2 protein-coding genes are annotated in these 2974 nt (G+C 58.4%); both read left to right on the forward strand.

The genetic code is table 11. From position 1 onward, the window contains the following. Nucleotides 1–1859 (forward strand): glycosyltransferase family 1 protein (locus FJY67_11790; GenBank protein ID MBM3330131.1); only part of this gene is annotated, 1859 nt, incomplete at its 5' end. Nucleotides 1860–1885: 26 nt separating this feature from the next. Next, complete coding sequence (locus FJY67_11795; GenBank protein ID MBM3330132.1) at nt 1886–2263, forward strand: carboxymuconolactone decarboxylase family protein; 378 nt, start codon at nt 1886–1888, stop codon at nt 2261–2263. The last annotated feature ends 711 nt before the right edge of the window (nt 2264–2974 follow it).

The raw sequence follows: 2974 nt of genomic DNA on the forward strand, positions 1-2974 counted from the left end.
GCGGCGACCGGGAAAACCGCATCCGGCAGGAAATCCTCCTGGGGATCGGCGGAGTCCGGGCCCTCGAAGCCATTGGCTTCCACCCGACGGTCTATCATATGAACGAAGGGCACTCGGCTTTCCTCGCGCTCGAACGGCTGCGCACTCTGATTGCCGGCGGGCTAACTTTCGACGAAGCGAGGGAGGTCGTCTGGGCTTCGACGGTCTTCACTACGCACACTCCCGTCCCAGCTGGCAACGAGGTCTTCGACTGGGGACTGATGCAGAAGTATGCGCCGTCGCTTTCCGGCGGGCTTGGCATCGACTGGCATCAATTTCAGGCGCTCGGACAAGAAGAGGAGGGACGTTCCGGCGAGTTTTCCATGACCGTCCTCGCGATCAAGATGGCCGCGCACTGCAACGGCGTATCGAAACTGCATGGCCGGGTCTCCCGTGCGATGTGGCGAAGCATCTGGCCGGCTCTTCCGGAGGACGAAGTCCCGATCGGCTCGGTTACTAACGGCATTCATACCAAGTCGTGGATGTCGCACGATATGGAAGAACTACTGGTGCGCTATGTCGGTCCGAAATTCACCTCCGAATTCTGGAATCCAAAACTATGGGACAGGGTCGAGTCGATCCCCGACGGTGAACTATGGCGGGTGCATCAGATTCGCAAGGAGCGATTCATCTTCTTCACCCGCAAGCGGGTCAAGGAACAGTTGCGTCGCCGGGGCGCCGGGTCGTCCGAAATCAAAGCCGCAGAGGAGGTACTCTCGTCGGATGCGCTGATTATCGGTTTTGCCCGTCGGTTTGCCGCTTACAAGCGTGCCGACCTGCTTTTACGCGATCCTGAACGGCTGCGCAAACTGCTGACCAATCCCGACCATCCAGTCAACATCATTTTCGCCGGCAAGGCACATCCGCAAGACAATCCCGGCAAGGAATTGATCCGTCGCCTGGTTCACTTCGCCTCCGAAGCCGATATCTGGCACCAAATCGTATTCCTTGAAAATTACGATATCAATATCGCACAGTATATGACCCAGGGCGTCGATGTCTGGCTCTCTAATCCCCGACGTCCGCTCGAAGCGTCCGGCACCTCGGGAATGAAAGCCGCCTGCAACGGAGCGCTCAACGTCAGCACCCTTGATGGCTGGTGGGACGAAGCCTATACTCCCGATGTCGGTTGGGCAATCGGATCGGGTGAAACTTATGACGACCCCGAAGAGCAGGATCGCGTCGAATCGGAAGCACTCTTCCATCTCCTCGAAAACGAGGTGATCCCCCTCTACTACGAGCGCGATCGGACAGAACTGCCGCGCCGCTGGATAGCGATGATGAAACGCTCAATGCGAGTGCTGGGCGCTGAGTTCAATACCGGCCGGATGGTGCAGGAGTATGCCACGCGCTACTATCTCCCCGCCAAACGCGCCGGCGCAGCGCTGCTCGACGATCAGGCAGCGTCGGCCCGTTCGATTGCAACCTGGCGCAAAAAAGTGCGCGAATCGTGGCCCACTGTCCATGTCGCTTCCGAAGACCTTGGACCCGACCTTGAACTGGTCGCCGGGGAAACATTGCCGGTGAAGGTGAAGGTCGCTTTGGGAGGTCTCTCGCCCGATGACATCACCGTCGAAGTGATCCACGGCTTGATCGGCGAAGACCAAAACCTTAGGGGGAACTCGATCACCCGGCTCTCCTTTGCCGGTGAGGAATCATCCGGCGGCGACGGGAAGCCTGGCAAGCATCATGGCGAGGCGGTCTATGCCGGGCGGGTGATTTGCACTGTCACCGGACGGCAGGGCTTTGCGGTTCGAGTCCGACCTTACTATCCCGACCTGGTCCATAGTCTGACGCCGCTAGTTATGACCTGGGAATGACCGGAGCAATGAATAAATAACGGATTATGAAAGACAAAGGGACACCGCACAACCGAGATACAAAGTCCAAAGTCCGGACTTTCCAATCGGAACGATTGCGCCTCAACGACCTGGTGATGAAATATGCCGGGCTGGAAACGAAGCGTTTCTGGAGCCTCGATGGGCAGGTCTATCGCGACGGCGCCCTGCCGGGTCGGGTAAAGGAACTTTTGGGACTGGTCGCATCGCTGGTCCTAAGGTGCGATGACTGCGTCAGATATCACCTTGGGCAATGTAAGGAAATGGGTTGGGAAGACGCTGAAATCGAGGAAGCGCTCTGCGTGGGGCTCATCGTGGGCGGGTCGATTGTGATCCCGCACTTGCGGAGGGCGTTCGAGTATTGGGAGGAACTTGGGAAGGGGTGACAAGACTACCGCATCAAGACCGCTTTGACGGTGCGGGAGTGGGTGCCGGCCTGAAGACGGAGGAAATAAACTCCCGATGGCATCCCGCCTCCCGATGGCATCCCGCCTCCCAATGTCATTCTGAACGAAGTGAAGAATCGGAACTGATGTGTGCCGGGCAAGAGCGGCCCGTCGTGGAGGCGGAGGACTTCCCGGCCGTCGAGCGCATAGAGGCTGAGCCGGACAGGGATTAGACCCCCCACTTGCGCACTTGGAAGGCGGACATTCTTGTCCGCTCTTAGGGCGGGCAGGAATGCCCGCCCTCCAAGTTCAATCGTCACCGTCGCCTGATCGTTAAACGGATTCGGCGCAATCGTAAGCGAGAGGGGATCGTCATCCCCTTTCCCATTCTCGTCATCCCCGCTTCCCCCCTCGTCATCTCCGCGCAAGCGGGGATCCAGTCCCGCACTTAGAGAATGGACATTCACAACCCAAACTTGCACATCCTCCTCCCACTCCTCCTCGCCGACCTGCTCCCGCGCATATCCGCTCACGACATATCTGCCGGTGTCTTGAAATGAGATGGACAGAGTGGACTGAGTGGACAGTGTATCCTCGGGTTCGTTTAGCGTCCACCAGAACTGAATCGAGTCGTTATTGGCATTGAAGGGGATCAGTTCGAAGGTCGCTTCCTGCCGCGGCTCAAGGGAGATTTCGGGGAGATTGGGCTCT

It is taken from the genome of Calditrichota bacterium, assembly GCA_016867835.1.
Taxonomy (GTDB): Bacteria; Electryoneota; AABM5-125-24; order Hatepunaeales; family Hatepunaeaceae; genus VGIQ01.

What these genes read in the sequence shown, in the direction of transcription:
- FJY67_11795 (MBM3330132.1), top strand. Translation starts at nt 1,886, where the DNA reads ATGAAAGACAAAGGGACACCGCACAACCGAGATACAAAGTCCAAAGTC.